We start from the raw sequence: 18,128 nt of genomic DNA, 5'->3' as shown, positions 1-18,128 counted from the left end.
GGTCCGCAATGGCACCGCCCTCCGTCACCATCGCATATGGGTGTGGCGGGAATGCCACACAAGCGCCGATGACGCTGCAACCACGCTGTGTGCAATCGTTGACACGGACCCGGCGGAAAGGTTCTGTCGGGACATGAGCACCACCGTCGCCGGATTGCGCCGTTACCCGGTCAAAGGCCTGTCTGCGCAGGCATTGGACGCCGTTGAGTTGTCGCCGGGGCGCACGATCCCGCACGACCGGCGCTTCGCGATTGCCCATGGCACCGCGCCGATCGACCAGGCGTCACCGAAGTGGCTGGCCAAGGCGCATTTCCTGCAGCTGATGAGCAACCCGCGGCTGGCCGCCCTGACGGCGGAGTACGACGAGGCGACCGAGACGCTGGCGCTCAAGCGCCACGGCCGGATGATCGCGCACGGAGTGCTGTCGACCGCCAACGGCCGCACCGTCATCGAGCAGTTCTTCGCGGCCTACATGAAGGCCGAGTTGCGGGGTGCGCCGCGGTTGGTGGACCGTGGCAACGAGGCCTTCACCGACGCCGACGCGCCGTTCATCTCGATCATCAACCCGGCTTCGGTCAGTGACCTTGAGCGGGTGGTGGGCAAGCCGGTCGACCCGGCCCGGTTCCGCGGAAACGTGCTGTTGGCCGATGCTGCGCCGTGGGCTGAGTTCGGATGGGTTGGCCGACGGCTGCGGATCGGTGCGGCCGAACTGGTTGTCGAGGCGCGCATCGGTCGGTGTGCTGCGACCAATGTCGATCCCGACACCGGGCAGCGCGATCTGACCGTGCCGCGGGATTTGCGCCGCGGCTTCGGGCACGACGACTGCGGGGTCTATGCGCGGGTGACGGTCGGCGGCCGGATTGCTCCGGGCGATACGGTGACTGTCCTCGACTGACCGAGGATCCGCGACAGCCATCGCTTCAGCAGCGTTCGTAGTGGCAACGGCGGGCGGTGCCGGTCCGGTGTGATGCTTCGGGGCACCCGCGGGTCGATTCCGAGGGCAATGAGGCGATCTGTGTCGTAGCAAGGTCCCATGCCGCAAGTCTGCCGCGCTCTCTTGCCAGGAACTGTCAGGAGCAGCAGGACAAATCCGCCGAATTCCGGTAGTTGCTGACACCGTTGTGGCAACAGTATGCGATACGATGTGAGATGCGTCGTGCTGATCGCCTTTTCCGGATTGTCGATGAACTGCGCCGTCGCCGCCGGGCAACCCGGGCGTCGGATCTGGCATCGCTGCTGGAGGTATCACCCCGGACGATCTACCGCGACATGACGGACCTGATGGCCAGCGGTGTGCCGATCGAAGGGTCTGCCGGCGTCGGATACATTCTGCGACCGGGCTACCATCTACCGCCGCTGATGTTCGATGCGGACGAGATCGAGGCGTTGACGCTCGGTTTGCGGATCGTCCAGAGCTGGACCGATCCGGCAATGGCCGAGGCGGCCGGCCGGGCGATCGATCGGGTCCGGGCGGCGGTACCGGATGAACTCGAGCGTCGGATTGGCGACCTCGCACTGTTCGCGCCACCCAGGCAGCATCTCGGAGCCGAATACCGCATCGATACCGGACCGTACCGACGGGCCATCCGTGATCGGCGCGTATTGGAGCTGCTGTACGAGGATGAGAACGGGCGCCGGTCAGAACGCCGGGTCCGGCCGCTTGGGCTGCTGTTCTACGGGCCGAAATGGCTGCTGGCGGCGTGGTGCGAACTGCGCGTCGACTTTCGCTCGTTCCGGCTGGACCGGGTGGCGGCGATGCAAACGCTCGACGAGCGATTCCGGCCGGAGCCCGGCCGGACGCTCGTCGAGTTCTTCGATCGTTGGATCGAGTAGCCGTCAGCTTGCGGCGACGGACCCTTCATCATCGTTCACCGCCGACGGCTTAACGCTGTCCTCGGTCTTTGGCGCCGCCTTGCGACGACGCGGCTTGCGCACCGGTTCGGCGTCAGCGCTTGGCACCGGCTCGACGGCTTCCGCTGCGTCGGCAACCGGAGAGGCTGCCTCCTTCGCCGCAGCGGCTGCCCGCGGACCCCGCGATGGCGTCAGACGAAGCGTCCGGCGGATTCCGTCCTCTTCAGGCTCGGCGCGTTGCGGCTGGGCCGCCGGGCTCGCTGCTGCTGTGGGTTCGACAGGAACCAACTGCGGCTGCGCGACCGTCGGCTCAGGCGCCCGGGTCACCGGCTGTTCGGCCTCGGAAGCAGGCGCTTCGGCAGGCTTCGGCTGAGAGATCGGCACGGATTCCGCGCGATCGTTCCGCGGGGTGAAATCGCTCTCGGCACGCGCTGGGCGCCGGTCGCCGCGATCCCGATCTCCGGCATTGCGATCATTCCGGTCGCGATCGCCGCCATTGCGGTCTCCGCTGTTCCGGTCGCCACCGTTTCGATCGCTGACATTGCGGTCTCGGTCACCTCGATCACGCTCGCCGCGTTCCCGGTTGAACCGGTCGCCCCGATCGCGATTGTTGCCGTCGCCTCCGCGATCGTTCTCGGCACGCTGACGGTCGCCACGATCGCGGTCGGAGGAATCGTCGCCGTTGCGATCATTCCTGTCGTCGCCACCGCTGTCGCGATCGTCGTCGTCCTGATCCCAGTCGCGGGAGCCGCCATTCTGGTTCGGTTGCTGGCCCCGGTTCTCACCGCCCTGGGCGTCCTGGAAGACACTCAGGATGCGGTAATAGTGCTCGGCGTGCTGGAAGTAGCTCTCGGCCAGTACCCGATCCCCGGACGCGGCAGCGTCACGCGCCAAGTTCAGGTACTTCTCATGAACCTGAGTGGCGTTGCCGCGGATCCGGACGTCGGGCCCGTTGCTGTCGAAGGTTTGGTTGCGGTTCGGCGTGTTCGATCGGCGATGATTGCCGCGACCGCGTCCACGCTTCTGGTGTGGCCCTTGTCTCATTCCTTCTCGCGAGTCCTATTGTCGTGGAACGAACCCATCGTCCGTTCCCGTCACTCGTAACCCTGTGTTGCAAGCGGCCCACACGTAAGCGGGCGGTCTGCAAGATCGATGGTCCGTCGAGTGAGTGGCCGCACCGGGCCCGCTGGCCTGCGATGCGTGAGAAAACAGTAGACCGAATTCCGGCCTATTCCAAGCATAAATGACGCAGGTCTAAGCCGCCATCACCAGTGTCATTCCATTTCAGAACCAAAGCACGCTCGATATTTCCCAAGTCCTTGCGTACTTCCTGGATGGCAAAGCCAACCCCGACCATCAGTGCTTCGACATCCCTGCGCTGTCCTGCCCCAAGTTCCAGGATCGCGATCCCTTGCGAGGCCATCAAGCGTGGCAGCACACCGGCCAAACCACGGTAAGCGTCAAGCCCGTCCGCGCCGCCCGACAGAGCGTCCCGCGGGTCGAAGCGGACAACCTCCGGGGCCAGCGCACTCAGCGTCGAGTCGTCTATGTAGGGCGGGTTCGACAGAATCAGATCCCCCTGGTCCTGCGGCAGTTCGTCCCAGCCGATCGTCTGAAACCCGGCACGCCCGGACAGCCCGTTGCGCACGGCGTTCGCCTGGGCGGTTTCGATCGCGCTGTGCGACCGATCTATCCCGAGACCGGTTGCGGTTGGAAACGCGGCAAGGGCAGCCAGCAGCAGGCAGCCGGTACCGGTGCCGAGGTCGATGATGCGGCGCGGCGGCTCGCGGTCTGCAAACGCGGCCAGTGCCGCCTCTATCAGGGTTTCGGTATCCGCGCGGGGATCCAGGGTATCGGGTCCGACGATCAGATCGAGCGTCCAGAATGCGCGCCTCCCAAGGATCCGGGATACCGGTTCGCGGCCCAGCCGGCGTGCCAGCAATGTCTCGAAGCGAGCGCGTTCAGCTGGTGTGACCGGGCCCGACTCGTGCGGCCAGACCTCACGCTCCATCGCTTCGCCCAGCAGAAGCCGGGCATCGATCCGCGCGCTGTCGATGCCGCAGGCGCGCAGGCGGCGGGCGGCGTCGCGCAGCAGGTCGGCCACGCTGGTCACGTCAGAGTCGCCAGCCGCTCGGCCTCGTCCTCGGCGATCAGGGCGTCGACGATCTCGTCGAGCGCCTCGCCGGTCATGACCTTGTCAATCTTGTAGAGCGTCAGGTTGATCCTGTGATCGGTGACCCGGCCCTGCGGGAAGTTGTAGGTGCGAATACGCTCCGACCGGTCGCCGGAGCCGATCTGGCTTTTGCGGTCGGCGGCGCGCGCGCTGTCGCGCCGGGTGCGCTCCTGGTCGAACAGCCGGGCCCGCAGGATCTTCATCGCCTTGGCGCGGTTCTTGTGCTGGGATTTCTCGTCCTGCTGGGTGACGACGACACCGGTGGGCAGGTGGGTGATGCGCACCGCGCTGTCGGTGGTGTTGACGTGCTGGCCGCCGGCGCCGCTGGAGCGGTAGACGTCGACCCGCAGATCCTTCTCGTCGATCGCGATGTCCACCTCCTCGGCTTCGGGCAGCACGGCGACGGTGGCGGCCGAGGTGTGAATCCGCCCCTGGGACTCCGTGACGGGCACGCGCTGCACTCGATGAACACCGGATTCGAACTTCAGATGGGCGAACACCGACTGTCCGCTGATCGTGGCGATGGCTTCCTTGTAGCCGCCGATTTCGTTCTCCGAGACCTCCATTGTCTCAAAGCGCCAGCCGCGCCCCTGGGCGTAGCGCTGGTACATGGCAAACAGGTCGGCGGCGAACAGGGCGGCCTCGTCGCCGCCTGTTCCGGCCCGGACCTCCAGAATGGCGTTGCGGGCATCGGCCTCGTCGCGCGGCAGCAGGTGGAGCATCATTGCCCGCTCCAGCTCAGGCAGCCTGGCCTCGATGGCCGCAGCCTCCTCCTCGGCCAGTTCCCGCATCTCACCATCGGACTCCTCGGCCAGAGCCTGGGCATCCGCCAACTCGGCCCGGGTCCGGCGCAACAGCGCCACGGTTTCGACGACGGGTGTCAGCTCGGCCAGTTCCTTCGACAGCCGCTGGAAGTCGGACTGGACGAAGCCGTCCGGGCTTGCCAAACGGGCTTCGAGCTCCAGGGCGCGGGTCAGCACCCGGTCGAGCTTTTCATCGAGGCTCACGTGTCGTCTCCTTTCGGCGCGCCATCCATGCCGAACATTTCGTTGATGAGCGTCAAGATGTCGTTGTCCAGCCGTCCGGCGGCAGCGCGCCGACGCAGAGCCTCGCTGGGAGCGTGCAACAGCCGTCCGGCAATCCGCCGGGCGATGGCGGCGGCTTCCGGGCTGTCGCCCGCCGCAGTCAGGGCCAGCGCTTCCACATGGGCGCGCAGCCGCGCAATGTCCGCGCCCGCGTCGCGCACCGACTGCAGATGGTCGAATCGCACCACGGCTTCTTCGACGAGGGCTTCGGCCCTGGCCGCTTCCGCCTCCCGGCCGGCCCGGCCCTCGTGGGTGACCCTCTCCAGGTCGGCGACGTCATAGACATAAGCCTCGTCCAGGCGATGCACGGCCGGCTCGATGTCGCCCGGTACCGCAAGGTCGAGCAGGAAGACCGGCCGCCGCCGCCGGCGGCGCAGCACGGCCTGCATCATCTCGGCAGTGATCAGGTATCGGCCGATGCCAAGGCCCGCGATGACCACATCGGCACGATCCAGGGCATCGGCAAGGTCGCCCATGGGGCCGTGGTGGGCCTCCAACTCGGCGGCGGTGACCGCCGCGCGCTTGCGAAACAGGTCGAGGACCGTCAGGTCGCGAAGCCCGACGGCGCGCAACTGGCGTGCGATCATCAGGCTCAATTCGTCACCGCCGATGACCAGGGCGGAGCGGCCGTCGAGGGCGCCATGCAGGTCGTGTATCCTGGCCACCGCCGCCGTCGCGAGGGACACGGCCCCTTCACCGATCCGGGTCTCGGTTCGGACCCTCTTGGCGATCGCGTAGGCGGCCTGGAGGATCCGGTCGATCGCTGGACCGTCGGCGTTGAGATCCTTCGACAGGCGCTGGGCCGCCTTGACCTGGCCGAGAACCTGAGGCTCGCCGACGATCTGGCTGTCGAGGGCACTGGCGACGCGAAAGACATGGCGCACGGCGTCGCTGCCGTCGTGACGGTAGAGATGGGGGATCAGTTGCTCGCCGCGCAGCCCGATGGGACCGCCGAGTGCCGTGGCGACGGTCATCGGCGCCATGTCGCCGTCGCGGAACGCCGCGGTTACCTCCACCCGATCGCAGGTCGACAGCACGATGGCCTCGCGGACCCCGCGAATGCGCAGAGTGCCGATGACGGCGGCCACTTCGGAATCATCGACATACAGCCGCTCGCGCAGGCTGTCCGGGCAGGTCCGGTGGCTGAGCCCGATCACGGAGATCGGCGCATTTCCGGCCGTCATGGCCGTCTCCCCGCTAACGCAAGCGGGCGAGGCTCTCCTCGATCCGGTCGAGAGGGACCTCGTCCTGCGCCCCGGCATCGAGGTCGCGAAGCTGCACCATCCCGCGTGCCAGCTCATCCTCGCCCAGGATTACTGCGGCGCGTGCGCTGAGTTTGGTCGCGCGCTTGAGTCGCTTGCCGAGATTGCCGGAATAGCCGTGCTCGATCGTAAAGCCGGCGCGCCGCAGACGGTGCGACAGCCTCAGGGCCTCCGTCTCGCCATTGGGCCCGACCGGAACGATCGCGATCGGCCGAACCGGGTCGGCAATGCCTTCGGCCAAAAGCGACAGACGCTCGATGCCGGCCGCCCAGCCGACGCCGGGAATGGCCGGGCCGCCGAGTGTCTCGACAAGGCCGTCGTAGCGGCCACCCGCCATCACCGTGCCCTGGGCACCGAGGGCGTCGGTCACGAACTCGAACGCCGTGTGGCAGTAGTAGTCGAACCCGCGCACCAGGTGCGGATTCCGCACGAACCGGACACCGAGGGCATCGAGGCCTTGGGTGACAGCCCCGAAGAAATCCTTGGAGGCGGCGTTCAGGTGATCGTCGAAGCTTGGCGCATCCTTGATCAGGCGACGGTCGCCTTCGTCCTTGCTGTCGAGGATGCGCAGCGGGTTGACTTCAAGCCGCCGCAGGCTGTCCTCGGACAGGGCGTCGCGGTGACCGCTGAAATACTCCACCAGGGCACCCCGGTAGGCACGCCGGCTCTCGGTGTCGCCCAGGGTATTCAGCTCGAGCGTCGTGCGATCAAGCACCCCGATCGCATCCAGGATGTCGGCACCACAGGCGATGACCTCGATGTCGGCCTGCGGCTCGGCGGCACCCAGCAGCTCGATGCCGATCTGGTGGAACTGCCGCATGCGTCCCTTCTGCGGACGCTCGTACCGGAACATCGGACCCTGGTAGTAGAACTTTGCCGGCAGGCTCTGGGTCAGGCCGCCGGATATCAACGCCCGGCAGACGCTGGCGGTCCCCTCCGGACGCAGCGTCAGCTGCTCGCCGCCGCGATCGGTGAAGGTGTACATCTCCTTCGTGACCACGTCGGTCGCTTCGCCGAGCGGCCGCTCGAACACCTCGGTGAACTCGAAGATCGGTGTCTCGATCTCGCCGAAGCCATAGCGTCCGGAAACGCTCAGCCCGGTCTCGACGATATGGCGGTGCCGCCGCGCTTCCTCGGGCAGGAGATCGTGTGTACCGCGGACCGGTTGCAGCTTCGCCAAATCAGGAACTCCCGTGCTTCATTCCGCAGCCGCGACCGCGGCCATCTCCGCCTCAATGTCGGCGGCCTTCTTCTCGATCAGTTCGACCATGTGATCGACCACGCTCGCGTTCTTCAGTCGATGGTCGGGCTGCCCGGCGATATAGACCATGTGCGTGCCGTTGCCACCGCCGGTGATTCCGATGTCGGTCTCCCGCGCCTCGCCGGGGCCGTTCACCACGCAGCCGATCACCGACACCGTCATCGGGGTGGTGATGTGGGCCAGCCGCTCCTCCAGGACCTGGACGGTCGAGATCACGTCGAACTGCTGGCGGGCACAGGACGGACAGGAGATTACGTTGACCCCGCGGTGACGCAGGTTCAGCGACTTCAGGATGTCGAATCCGACCCGGACTTCCTCCTCCGGGGCCGCGGACAGCGATACCCGGATAGTGTCGCCGATACCCGACCACAGCAGCATGCCCATGCCGATCGACGACTTGACCGTGCCGACCCGCTGGGCGCCGGCCTCGGTGATACCAAGGTGCAGCGGGTAGTCGCAGGCATCCGCCAGACCCTGGTAGGCGGCGACCGCCAGGAACACGTCCGATGCCTTCACGCTGATCTTGAACTCGAAGAAATCGTTGTCCTCGAGGATCCGGGCGTGATCGAGCGCGCTTTCGACCATCGCCTCGGGGCATGGCTCCCCATACTTCTCCAGCAGATGCTTTTCCAGGCTGCCGGCGTTGACGCCGATCCGCATGGAACAGCCGTGGTCCTTGGCTGCCTGCACGACATCGCGCACCCGGGAGGCCGAGCCGATGTTGCCTGGGTTGATGCGCAGGCAGGCGGCACCGTTCTCGGCGGCTTCGATGGCGCGTTTGTAGTGGAAATGGATGTCGGCGACGATCGGCACCGACACCTGCGGGACGATCTGTTTCAGCGCCGCCGACGACTCTTCGTCGGGGCAGGACACCCGGACGATGTCAACGCCGGCGGCTTCGGCCCGCTGGATCTGTGCAACCGTGGCCGCAACGTCGGTGGTCAGCGTGTTGGTCATGGTCTGCACGGTGATCGGGGCGCCGCCGCCGACCGGAACCGGGCCAACGTGAATGCGCCGGGACTGGCGGCGTTGGATGTCACGGTATGGGCGGATGCTCATCTGGAGCCTCGCAAGGTCGCAGCTTAGGGGGCCGGGTTACGCCGGCCAGACAATATCGAGCGGGTTATAGCGAAAGCGGCAGGGCGGCGGAAGCCGCCCCCGGCTTCAGCGGGTGGCGCTGGCTGCGGTTCCGGCGGCCAGGCGCGCCGGGTCGAGCGTAATGTTGCGGACGACGTCCCCAAAACCGCCGAGGCGCGGTGCCGGAACCCCATCCACCAGAATGTCCAGGGCGCCCGCGTTTCCAGTCGCCAGCTTCAAGCCGGCCTTGCTGGGAACCCGGTAGATGTCACCCTCGCGCAGCACCCGGGTGAACAGCGCGGTCCCCTCGGAATCGCGGACCTGCACCCAACTGTCGCCGGTCGCGCGGATCATGATGCGATCGATCGGACCGGCGGTGGTCCGGTCGACCGGGACGGCGGCTTCCGACGCGCCGATCAGACCGGCGATCCGGGGGGCTGCGGGTACGTCGGGCTCGACAGGGGCCGACGTCCGAACCTGCGGTGGCGCCGATGTCTCAGGCGGTGTGACGACCGCCGACTGGCGAGCCGCGCTGGTCGGTTCCGGAAGGGCGGTCACGTCCGGCGTGTCGTCGGACGCGGCAACCGTCGTCTCGGCCGGTACCGGCGCACCGGGTGCCTGGGCGGTTGCAGTTGTAGACCCACCACGTGAAGGCGGTGGCTCCACCGCAACGGCCGGTGCGGGCGCGGTGAGGGTTGGATTGGGCGCTACCCCGGGCGCGGAGCCCGCTTGAGGGGCTGTGATTAATGGCGCGGACGCAGGCTCGGCAGGTTTCGCGATGACCGGGGTCGTGGCAGGGCTGGTTGCCTGTGGAGCGACGGACTGCGGCGGTACGCTCGGGCTGGCAGGTGTTGCGGTGCCGGCTGATCCGGCTGGCGGCAGTTCCACTCCGGTCGGGTTGGCGTCGGCGTAGGTGCCCGTGGTGCCACGCGGCGCCGGTACGGCTGCACCTGACGTCTGCTTGCCCGCCGAGACCGGCAAGGACGGGGCCTCGCCCTCGATGAGCTGTGCCAGGCGCTCCGGCACCAGGGGCACCAGATCGTGCAGGCTGCCATCGCGTTCGGATACCCAGTACCAGCCTCCGTAGGCGCCACCGGCCAGCAACAGGGCGACCAGCATCACGGCCACACCGGGAACGCGACCTTCGGGTGCCGGCGACGGGAACACCAACTCGGTTCGGGAGTTCAGCCCGGCGGCTTCCTCCTTGAAGCGCCGCACGGAGACCTCCGGATCAAGACCGAGAAATCCCGCATAGGTCCGAACATAGCCGATGGCGTAGGTGACCCCCGGCAACGCGTCCGGGCGACCTTCCTCCAACGCCGAAAGGAAGTTGCTGCGGATGCGCAGATGCGCTGCCACGTCCGAGATCTCGAGGCCGGCAGCCTCACGGGCTCGGCGAAGCTCCTCGCCGACCGGTATCGGTTGAGAGCCCATTCCCCGTTCCTCATTGGCGGGTGGTTCGAGGGGTCCCGTCGGTCCCCCCGTCCGACGCGCTGCGCCGAACGAAGGCACCGATTCGATATCCTTGAAGCGGATGCGTGAACGTTCCGACTTCAGTCCCATGATCCCTCGGGCCGAACGGCGGGCAGTTCAAACAACGCGAAGCCCCGCCTCTGCATCGCGCAATTATAACGCTTACATTAGTAAGTTACTTTGAACCTGCTGCGATATCAATAAGCTAATGCCGAGACTGACGACACGAGTTCAATTAGGTGTTGATGCCAATGCGTGTGTCGTCCCGTCAGAGAAGCGTCGCTCTGCGAGGTAGTTTTTCAGGTGATTTCGACGGCTCGAAGACGGTAATTTATTTAAAAACTCAAGGAATAAAGATAACTCACTGATATTCGTGTTTAAAATTGCTTCTTTCACTGGGCCGATCGAAACTGCGGACATCGACAGCGATCGGTATCCGAGGGCTGCCAGCACAAGTGCTTCGAGCGGTCGGCCTGCCATCTCGCCACAGACCGTCACCGGGATACCGGCCGCCGACCCGGCTTGTTGGATTCGCCGCAGCACATCCAGGAACACCGGGTCCAGTGAATCGTAGCGTCCGGCCATACGTTCACCGCCGCGATCGGCAGCGTAGAGGAACTGGTGCAGGTCGTTACTGCCGATCGACAGAAAGTCGGCCTCGCGGGCCAGCGATTCGATCGCCAGGACGATGGCCGGAACCTCGACCATCGCGCCGACGGCAACCGATTGCGGCGTTCTGACGCCCCGGGCTTCAGCGCGTTCCAACTCCAGGTCCAGAAAGCTTCGAGCGGTACGAAACTCCTCCACGGTAGTGACCATCGGCATCATCACGCGCAGCGTCCGTCCGTCGGCCGCCTGGATCAGCGCGCGCATCTGCTGGCGCAGAAGGGATGGGACGTCGAGTCCGATCCGCAGGGCCCGCCAGCCGAGCGCCGGATTCTCTTCCGGCTCGTGAGCGAATGATGGCAGCCGCTTGTCGCCACCGGCATCCAGAGTACGGAACGTGACGGGCTTGTCTCCGGCGCTGATGAGCACCTGCCGGTACAACGCGGTCTGAGCCTCGACGTCCGGATACTCGCGTCGGACCAGGAACGGAATCTCGGTGCGATACAGTCCGACGCCTTCGGCGCCGACCACTGGAACCTGCGCGACATCGATCAGCAGCCCGGCATTCATCAGCAGGGTCATCGCGATTCCATCGGGACTGATCGCGGGACGGTCGCGCAACGCGGCATAGTGCGCGCGTTCGGAGGTGCGTGCCGCAATGCTGGCGCGGAACAGGGCATGGGCGTCCTCGCCGGGCCGCACGAACACCTGGGCATGATTCCCGTCAACGATCAGGGGGTCGCCCGGCTCTACCTCGCCCAGCAGATTCGTCAGCCCCCCGACCACCGGAATGTCCAGCGCCCGTGCCACGATCGCGACATGCGCGGTGGCGGAACCTTCTTCTAACGCGACACCCTTCAGTCGGGTGGGGTCGTAGTCGAGGATTTCAGCGGGCCCGAGCGAGCGGGCAATGAGGATCCAGTCGCCTTCGGGCTCGGCCTCGCCAACCGGGTCGCTTTCCGGCGACAGGTGCTGCAGCAGGCGCAGCGCCACGTCCTCGAAGTCGGTAAGGCGCTCCCGGATATACGCATCCTCGACCCGAGCCATCCGGGCCCTGGTGTCGTCACGCACCCGCTGAACCGCAGCCTCGGCGGTCAGGCCGTCCAGGATGGCCTCGCGGATGCGGCCGATCCAGCCGGCATCGCTGGCGATAACCCGGTAGGTTTCAAGAACCTCGCGGTGTTCGCCGGCCGCGGCGAGCGCCGTGGAGTCGAGTAGCTTGTCGAGCGCGTCATGCATGGCCGAGTGCGCATCGTTCAGCCGACGCAGTTCATCGTCGGGATCCTCCGCCACCACCCGGCGAATGACGATACGCGGCCGGTGCAGTCGGGCGCGGCCGACCGCCATCCCCCCGGTGATCCGCGTGCCGGCGATCCGTACGGGCGTGCCCTCGCCGCGGTTCTGGGCAGAGCCGGGGATGTCGCCGCCCGAGATCATCTCGGCCAGCACCATCGCCAGGGTCTCCAGCGACTCGACCTCTTCCTCGGTGTACTCACGCGCCGTGGTGTGCTGGATGACCAGGACGCCATGGACCCGGTCCAGGCGCCGGATCGGCACCCCCATCAGGGAGTGGTAGATTTCCTCGCCGGTCTCCGGGAAGTAGGCGAACTTCGGGTGGTTCTGGGCGTCCGCCAGCGCGATCGAGCGCCCGGTCTCGGCGATGTGCCCGACCAGACCTTCACCGAAGCGCATTCGGGTTCGATACACCGCTTCGCGGTTCAGCCCCTCGGTGGCGCACAGTTCCAGCAGATTGCCGCTGCGCCTGACGTAGATCGAGCACACCTCGGCGCCGAGCGCGCCGGTGATCACCTTCACGGTGCTGTCGAGACGGTCCTGCGGGGTGCCGCCACCCGCCATCACGTCGCGCAGGTGACGCAACATCAACCGGGGGCCACCGCCCCTGCCGGCATCCCGGGAGGCGGAGGGCCCGGTCATCGGCTCAGCTGTCCGCGTCGGCGTCGAGACCGAAGGCGGTGTGCAGGGCGCGTACGGCGAGTTCGGTGTAGTCGTTGCCGATCAGCACGCTGACCTTGATTTCCGAGGTCGAGATCACCTGGATGTTGATGCTCTTGTCGGCAAGCGTCTGGAACATGGTCTTGGCGATGCCTGGCTGGCTGCGCATGCCCACCCCGACCACCGAGATCTTGCAGACGTTCGGGTCGGCGACCAACTCGGCATAGGCGAGGTCGGCCTGAAGCTTGTTCAGCACGTCGCTGGCGCGATCCAGGTCGGCCTGGCCGACGGTGAACGTCAGGTCGGTGGTCTGGCCGTCCTGGCTGACGTTCTGGACGATCATGTCGACGTTGACGGCGGCATCGGCGAGCGACCCGAAGATGGCGCCGGCGACGCCCGGCCGGTCCGGAACGCCGACCAGGGTGATCTTCGCCTCGTCCGGGCTGTAAGCGATGCCGGTGACGACTTGCTGTTCCACGATCTCATCCTCATCGACGACCAGGGTGCCGGGCACGTCGACGAAGCTCGACAGCACCTGCACGCGCACCCCATGTTGCATGGCCATGGCGACCGAACGGGTCTGCAATACCTTGGCCCCCTGGGAGGCCAGTTCCAGCATTTCTTCGTAGGTGATCCGGTCGATCTTGCGGGCCTTGGACACGATCCGCGGATCGGTGGTGTAGACCCCGTCGACGTCGGTGTAGATATCGCAACGATCGGCCTTCAGGGCGGCGGCCAGCGCCACGGCCGAGGTGTCCGAGCCGCCACGGCCCAGGGTGGTGATACGGGCATCCGGCCCGATCCCCTGGAAACCGGCCACCACGGCGACCTGGCCCTGCGCGAACCGCCGCTCCATTTCCTCGGTCTCGATCCGGTCGATCCGGGCCTTGCCGTGAATACCGTCGGTCCGGAACGGGATCTGCCAGCCGAGCCAGGAGCGGGCGTTGATGCCGATGTCCTGGAGCGCCAATGCCAGCAGCCCAACGGTGACCTGTTCCCCGGAGGCGACCACGACGTCGTACTCACGCGCGTCGTGCAGGCGCGCGATCGCGCTGGTCCAGCCGACGAGCTGGTTGGTCGTGCCGGACATCGCGGACACCACCACCGCCACTTCATGACCGGCGTCCACCTCGCGCTTGACGCGCTGGGCGACGTTCTTGATTCGCTCGACGTCGCCGACAGACGTACCGCCGAATTTCATCACGATGCGTGCCATCGCGGGATCCGTATTCGAGCCACAGGGACGTTGCGGCCGACCGTCGCGCTGGCTTGCCGGCCGCAAGCGGGCGTATCCATATTACGCACACGCGCTACGGGCAAGCGCTCCGCCCGCTTTCGCGAGGCCGAGGAGGACAAGATGATCGGATCGTTGCGCCGCAGCCTGAAGCGGAGAGCCGATACCGTGGTCGCACCGACGGTGGGGTCGGGGACAGTGGATGCCGCGGACATCGGCCGGTTTGCCAGGATGGCCGATCGCTGGTGGGATCCCGAGGGGCCGCATGGACCGCTGCATCGCTATGTTCCGGCGCGAATGGCGATCATCCGGGACGCGGCGATGACGGTAGCCCCCGAAAGCAAGGACAGCCGGCGGCCGATGGCCGGCCTGTCCGTGCTCGACATCGGATGCGGCGGCGGCCTGCTGTCTGAGCCGATGACCCGACTGGGCGCGGCGGTGACAGGCGTTGATGCCGACGCCGCGGGGATTGCCGCTGCGGTATCGCACGCTGCCGAGGTCGGCCTGGACATCGCCTATCGTGCGGGTGCTGCCGAGGATCTGGCCGCCGAGGGCCGGGCGTTCGACATGGTCGTGGCAAGCGAGGTCATCGAGCACGTCGCCGACCGCGAGGCGTTCGCAGATGCTCTGGCCGCCTTGGTTAGGCCGGGCGGGCTGCTGGTTCTGACGACCATCAACCGGACCCGGCGCTCCTATGCGATGGCCATCGTGGCCGCCGAGTATGTACTACGCTGGGTGCCGCGCGGGACCCACGACTGGGCGAAGTTTCCGACACCCGGGGAATTGCAGGCGCTGCTGGAGCCGCGTGGATTTGCCGTCGAGGCGCCGGTCGGGCTGGTCTACAGCATGGTCGAGGGAAGTTTCAGTCCGTCTTCCGACGACCGGGTGAACTATGCAGTGGTGGCCCGAAAACTCTGAAAAGGTATAGGACGGGGCGTCAGGCGTCGTCACGGATCCACGGCACCGATCCGAACTCGATGCCTTCGTCCTTCAGGCGCTCGGATTCCTCCGCCGTGGTTTCGCCGTAGATCCCATGGGCATCGGTTTCGCCGTAGTGAATCTTGCGGGCTTCATCGGCGAAGCGGTCGCCGACATAGTCGCAATTCTGTTCGACCATCTGGCGTACCGCGCGCAGCTTTTGTTTCAGTTCGGCGGCCTTCTGGGCGGCAGGGTGCATCGCCTGAACCTCGGCGGGAGCGGCGATCGCCACCTCGCGGCCCTTGGCTATGCTCGGCGCCATCAGGGCCTTGGTCACGTCCGCGGTTCCGCAGGCCGGGCATGCGAGCAGTCCCGATTCGCGCTGGGTTTCGAACGCATCGGCGTTGCGGAACCAGCCTTCGAACTCGTGGTCGTCGTTGCAGCGCAGGCGGTACAGGATCATCGTCGTCCATTCCATATCATCGGCTTAATATAGGCGTAACGCGGCGATGATCCAGCTATAGCCGTTCGCGGCAAGGAAGCCGATGCCCGAGAATTCCTCCGAACTAGCCCGACAGGACCGCGACCACCACCTGCACCCCTTCACCGATCCGCAGGTGCTGATCGACGACGGCGGCCCGACGGTGATCGTCCGGGGGCAGGGCTGCACGTTGTGGGACGAGGACGGGCGATCCTACCTCGACGCCCTGGCCGGGCTGTGGTGCGTGAACGTCGGATATGGCCGCGCCGAACTGGCGAAGGTGGCGGCCGACCAGATGGAGCGGCTCGCCTACTACAACACCTTCTTCAAGACCACGAGTCCTCCGACGGCGGCCCTGGCGGCACGGCTTGCGGCGTTGATGCCGCCGGGGCTCGACCGGGTGCTGTTCGCCAACTCCGGCTCCGAGGCGCTCGACAGCATCGTGCGGCTGTCCCGGCATTTCTGGGCGCTGCAGGGCAAACCGGACAAATGGGTGATGATCGGCCGGGAGGAAGGCTATCACGGCTCGACCCTGGCCACGATCAGCCTCGGGCAGATCTCGTCGATGCACGCCCAGGGCCGGTTGCCGCTGCCGGGCTTTTCCCACGTCAAGGCGCCATATGCGTTCCGCCACGCACCGGCCGCCGATCCGGCGGCCTTTGCCGAGACCGCGGCGGGCTGGGTCGACGCCAAGATCAGCGAGATCGGGCCGGAGCGGGTGGCGGCCGTGGTCATCGAACCGGTGCAGGGCGCCGGCGGCGTGATCATTCCGCCGCCCGGCCATCTGCTGCGAGTACAGGAGATCTGCCGCAAGCACGATGTGCTGTTCGTGCTGGACGAGGTGGTCAGCGCATTCGGCCGGCTGGGGGCGTGGTCGGCCGCCGAGCGTTTCGGTCTCAGCCCGGATTTCATGGCGCTCGCCAAGGGATTGTCCTCCGGCTACCAGCCGATCTCGGCGGTGATGATCGGCGAACGGGTCGCCCAGTCCCTGATCCAGGGCGGCGATCTGGCGCACGGGTTCACCTATTCGGGCCATCCTGTGGCAGCCGCGGTGGCGCTGGCCAACCTCGACATCCTGGCGCGCGAAGGGTTGGTCGAGCGGGTGCGCGACGATCTGGAGGGCTACTTTGCCGCTGCGTTGGGGCGCCTGGCCGACCACCCGCTGGTCGGTGAGGCCCGCTCGATCGGCCTGATCGGTGCGGTCGAACTGGTCCAGCAGCGCGAACCTCGGATCCCATTCGATCCGCCCGGGCTGGTCGCCGCGGTGATCCGCGACCAGATGCAGCAGCGCGGGATCATCCTGCGAGCGGTGCGCGATGCCTTGGTGATCGCGCCGCCGCTGGTGGTCACCCACGCCGAGATCGACCGCATCGTCGGAACCCTCGGGGACGTCCTCGACTTGGTCCGGCGCGAGCTCGGTCTGGTGGAGCAGGAACGCGAACTGGCCGCAGCGACCGCCGGCGGGCGGGCGCTGGACGGGTTGACCTGCCTTGTTACCGGCGCATCGCGCGGCATCGGTGCGGCGGTGGCCGAACGGTATGCGGCTGAGGGTGCGCGGGTGGTTCTGGCGGCCCGGTCACAGGTTGAGCTCGATGCCGTTGCCGGTCGGATCCGCGCCGCCGGCGGACAGGCCGCGACCTTGGCGATCGACCTGTCGGACCCAACGGCCGTCGAAGGGCTTGCGGGCCGACTCGCCGGAAAGCTCGGCGGTCTGGACGTGCTGGTCGCCAACCACGGCATGCTCGGCTCTTTGCTGCCGACGGCCGAGTTGGATGCTACGCTGTTCGACCGGGTGGTGGAGGTCAACGTGACATCGGCGTTTCGATTGCTCCGTGAGCTGGATCCTTTGATCAGGGCGTCGCGTTCCGGGCGGGTGTTGATGGTCAGCTCCGGTGCGGCCGAGGGCGAGCATGCGGACTGGTCGGCCTATGCCGCCAGCAAGGCTGCCCTGGAAGCCCTGGCACGCGCCTACGCCGCCGAAACCCGTGAGACGTCCGTGCGGGTCAATGTCATCGACCCCGGCGAAGTGCGCACCGGCATGCGGGCGTCGGCGTTTCCCAATGAGCGTCCCGAGCGCTTGCCGGAGCCGGCAGCGATTACCGATGCGTTCGTGCGGTTGGCGAGCCCGGCTTGCCAGTTCACCGGCGCGCGGGTGCCGGCCGAGACGCGAAAGGAGGGCGGCTGATGCCAGGGGAGTCGGACCGGACCGTCCTCCCGCCGTCGGGATGGGTGGTCAAGCACGGTGGAATGATCCCGCCCGGTGGCGAGGTTCTGGACGTCGCCTGCGGCTCCGGCCGCCACGGCCGGTTCTTCCGGAGCCTGGGCCACCCGGTGGTCATGCTGGACCGGGACATCAGCCAGGTCGCGGACATGGCGAGCGACGACGACGTCGAGATCGTGGCGCAGGACCTGGAGGGCGGGCGGCCATGGCCGTTAGCCGGGCGGCAGTTCGCCGGCGTCATCGTGGTCAACTACCTGCATCGGCCGATGCTGCCGGCGCTGGTCGCCTCGGTACAGCCGGGCGGTGCGCTGATCTATGACACCTTCGCCGTCGGCAACGAGGCCTATGGCTGGCCGTCCAACCCTGACTATCTCCTGCACCGCGAGGAACTGCTGATCGCGGTGCGCCCGGAGTTGGTGGTCATGGCGTTCGAGGACGTCGAGGAGACCGAACCCCGCCCGGCGGTGCGGCAGCGCATCATGGCCGTGCGGCCCAAGAGGTCGGTTTGAGCGGCCTGTCGCGAAACGGCTGAC

At 67.0% G+C, this 18,128-nt stretch carries 15 protein-coding genes; 5 read left to right on the top strand and 10 right to left on the bottom strand.

Annotated features, from left to right (window positions below; translation table 11 throughout):
* Positions 1-133: 133 nt before the first annotated feature.
* Positions 134-895 (top strand): MOSC domain-containing protein, encoded by a 762-nt coding sequence (locus RIC54_RS03190; RefSeq protein ID WP_350098514.1) that lies wholly within the window; start codon positions 134-136, stop codon positions 893-895.
* A gap of 254 nt (positions 896-1,149) precedes the next feature.
* Positions 1,150-1,833 (top strand): helix-turn-helix transcriptional regulator, encoded by a 684-nt coding sequence (locus tag RIC54_RS03185; RefSeq protein ID WP_350098513.1) that lies wholly within the window; start codon positions 1,150-1,152, stop codon positions 1,831-1,833.
* Between the two features lie 3 nt (positions 1,834-1,836).
* Here RIC54_RS03185 and RIC54_RS03180 read toward each other — a convergent pair whose 3' ends face one another.
* From RIC54_RS03180 to RIC54_RS03140, 9 genes are all read right to left on the bottom strand, one after another.
* The gene (locus tag RIC54_RS03180) at positions 1,837-2,895 is read right to left on the bottom strand and encodes a DUF4167 domain-containing protein (RefSeq protein ID WP_350098512.1); all 1,059 of its coding nucleotides are present in this window, start codon (positions 2,893-2,895) and stop codon (positions 1,837-1,839) included.
* Positions 2,896-3,079: 184 nt separating this feature from the next.
* Complete coding sequence (gene prmC, locus RIC54_RS03175) at positions 3,080-3,955, bottom strand: peptide chain release factor N(5)-glutamine methyltransferase (protein ID WP_350098511.1); 876 nt, start codon at positions 3,953-3,955, stop codon at positions 3,080-3,082.
* Between the two features lie 5 nt (positions 3,956-3,960).
* Entirely contained in the window at positions 3,961-5,031 is a 1,071-nt protein-coding gene (prfA, locus tag RIC54_RS03170; protein ID WP_350098510.1) for a peptide chain release factor 1, read from the bottom strand.
* Positions 5,028-6,293 (bottom strand): glutamyl-tRNA reductase, encoded by a 1,266-nt coding sequence (gene hemA / locus RIC54_RS03165; protein WP_350098509.1) that lies wholly within the window; start codon positions 6,291-6,293, stop codon positions 5,028-5,030. The genes prfA and hemA overlap by 4 nt, the downstream gene beginning before the upstream one ends.
* A gap of 13 nt (positions 6,294-6,306) precedes the next feature.
* Entirely contained in the window at positions 6,307-7,551 is a 1,245-nt protein-coding gene (gene hisS / locus RIC54_RS03160) for a histidine--tRNA ligase (protein ID WP_350098508.1), read from the bottom strand.
* A gap of 18 nt (positions 7,552-7,569) precedes the next feature.
* Positions 7,570-8,691 (bottom strand): flavodoxin-dependent (E)-4-hydroxy-3-methylbut-2-enyl-diphosphate synthase, encoded by a 1,122-nt coding sequence (gene ispG, locus RIC54_RS03155; RefSeq protein ID WP_350098507.1) that lies wholly within the window; start codon positions 8,689-8,691, stop codon positions 7,570-7,572.
* 105 nt (positions 8,692-8,796) lie between these two features.
* Complete coding sequence (locus RIC54_RS03150) at positions 8,797-10,143, bottom strand: RodZ domain-containing protein (protein WP_350098506.1); 1,347 nt, start codon at positions 10,141-10,143, stop codon at positions 8,797-8,799.
* Positions 10,144-10,413: 270 nt separating this feature from the next.
* Entirely contained in the window at positions 10,414-12,723 is a 2,310-nt protein-coding gene (gene ptsP, locus RIC54_RS03145; protein WP_350098505.1) for a phosphoenolpyruvate--protein phosphotransferase, read from the bottom strand.
* 4 nt (positions 12,724-12,727) lie between these two features.
* Positions 12,728-13,957 carry an aspartate kinase gene (locus RIC54_RS03140; protein ID WP_350098504.1) on the bottom strand — a complete coding sequence of 410 codons (1,230 nt, stop codon included), beginning with the start codon at positions 13,955-13,957 and terminating at the stop codon, positions 12,728-12,730.
* 141 nt (positions 13,958-14,098) lie between these two features.
* Here RIC54_RS03140 and ubiG point away from each other — a divergent pair, with 141 nt between their 5' ends.
* Positions 14,099-14,893 carry a bifunctional 2-polyprenyl-6-hydroxyphenol methylase/3-demethylubiquinol 3-O-methyltransferase UbiG gene (ubiG, locus tag RIC54_RS03135; protein WP_350098503.1) on the top strand — a complete coding sequence of 265 codons (795 nt, stop codon included), beginning with the start codon at positions 14,099-14,101 and terminating at the stop codon, positions 14,891-14,893.
* Between the two features lie 19 nt (positions 14,894-14,912).
* Here ubiG and RIC54_RS03130 read toward each other — a convergent pair whose 3' ends face one another.
* A complete protein-coding gene (locus tag RIC54_RS03130) occupies positions 14,913-15,356 on the bottom strand; it encodes a DUF1178 family protein (protein ID WP_350098502.1) in 444 nt (147 codons plus the stop codon).
* A gap of 82 nt (positions 15,357-15,438) precedes the next feature.
* Between RIC54_RS03130 and RIC54_RS03125 the strand changes: the two genes are divergently transcribed.
* Both RIC54_RS03125 and RIC54_RS03120 read left to right on the top strand, forming a co-directional pair.
* Positions 15,439-17,559: an aminotransferase gene (locus RIC54_RS03125; RefSeq protein WP_350098501.1), complete on the top strand. Its 2,121-nt coding sequence runs from the start codon at positions 15,439-15,441 to the stop codon at positions 17,557-17,559.
* Positions 17,559-18,104 carry a class I SAM-dependent methyltransferase gene (locus RIC54_RS03120; protein WP_350098500.1) on the top strand — a complete coding sequence of 182 codons (546 nt, stop codon included), beginning with the start codon at positions 17,559-17,561 and terminating at the stop codon, positions 18,102-18,104. The genes RIC54_RS03125 and RIC54_RS03120 overlap by 1 nt, the downstream gene beginning before the upstream one ends.
* Positions 18,105-18,128: the final 24 nt, after the last annotated feature.

The organism is Thalassobaculum sp., from assembly GCF_040219215.1.
Classification (GTDB): domain Bacteria; phylum Pseudomonadota; class Alphaproteobacteria; order Thalassobaculales; family Thalassobaculaceae; genus Thalassobaculum_A.
This window is presented reverse-complemented; position numbering and strand designations above follow the sequence as displayed.

Coding starts and splice junctions, on each gene's coding strand:
- RIC54_RS03190 (WP_350098514.1), top strand. CDS start 134: ATGAGCACCACCGTCGCCGGATTGCGCCGTTACCCGGTCAAAGGCCTG.
- RIC54_RS03185 (WP_350098513.1), top strand. CDS start 1,150: ATGCGTCGTGCTGATCGCCTTTTCCGGATTGTCGATGAACTGCGCCGT.
- RIC54_RS03180 (WP_350098512.1), bottom strand. CDS start 2,895: ATGAGACAAGGGCCACACCAGAAGCGTGGACGCGGTCGCGGCAATCAT.
- hemA (WP_350098509.1), bottom strand. CDS start 6,293: ATGACGGCCGGAAATGCGCCGATCTCCGTGATCGGGCTCAGCCACCGG.
- ispG (WP_350098507.1), bottom strand. CDS start 8,691: ATGAGCATCCGCCCATACCGTGACATCCAACGCCGCCAGTCCCGGCGC.
- RIC54_RS03150 (WP_350098506.1), bottom strand. CDS start 10,143: ATGGGCTCTCAACCGATACCGGTCGGCGAGGAGCTTCGCCGAGCCCGT.
- ptsP (WP_350098505.1), bottom strand. CDS start 12,723: ATGACCGGGCCCTCCGCCTCCCGGGATGCCGGCAGGGGCGGTGGCCCC.
- RIC54_RS03140 (WP_350098504.1), bottom strand. CDS start 13,957: ATGGCACGCATCGTGATGAAATTCGGCGGTACGTCTGTCGGCGACGTC.
- ubiG (WP_350098503.1), top strand. CDS start 14,099: ATGATCGGATCGTTGCGCCGCAGCCTGAAGCGGAGAGCCGATACCGTG.
- RIC54_RS03130 (WP_350098502.1), bottom strand. CDS start 15,356: ATGATCCTGTACCGCCTGCGCTGCAACGACGACCACGAGTTCGAAGGC.
- RIC54_RS03125 (WP_350098501.1), top strand. CDS start 15,439: ATGCCCGAGAATTCCTCCGAACTAGCCCGACAGGACCGCGACCACCAC.
- RIC54_RS03120 (WP_350098500.1), top strand. CDS start 17,559: ATGCCAGGGGAGTCGGACCGGACCGTCCTCCCGCCGTCGGGATGGGTG.